The 265-nt window shown below is 67.2% G+C and carries 1 protein-coding gene; it reads left to right on the top strand.

The features are described 5' to 3' along the window. Positions 1-81 precede the first annotated feature (81 nt). The coding region (locus tag NDO48_RS29280) for a hypothetical protein (protein ID WP_267322928.1) at positions 82-265 on the top strand (184 nt) is incomplete at its 3' end.

Raw genomic sequence — 265 nt, 5'->3', positions numbered from 1 at the left:
GCCGCCGACGGCGCGTCCATGGCACCGCTGGCCCGAGACGTCATGGTGGCGTACGGATCTCGCGTGTCGGGAGTAGCTCCGATGTGGGCACCGCTCGACGTTCAGTACGCCGATTTCGCGATGTGGCAACGCTCGGTTCTCGGCGACGAGTCCGACCCGAGCTCGGTGGCAGCACAGCAGCTGGAGTTCTGGAAGTCCACTCTCGCGGATCTACCCGAGCTGCTGCCGCTTCCGCTCGACCATCCTCGCCCGGCACGGCAGTCGA

It is taken from the genome of Aminobacter sp. MET-1 (assembly GCF_026521175.1).
Taxonomy (GTDB): Bacteria; Pseudomonadota; Alphaproteobacteria; order Rhizobiales; family Rhizobiaceae; genus Aminobacter.
Note: the sequence above shows the minus strand (reverse complement) of the source record. Positions and strands in the feature narration are given on the sequence as shown.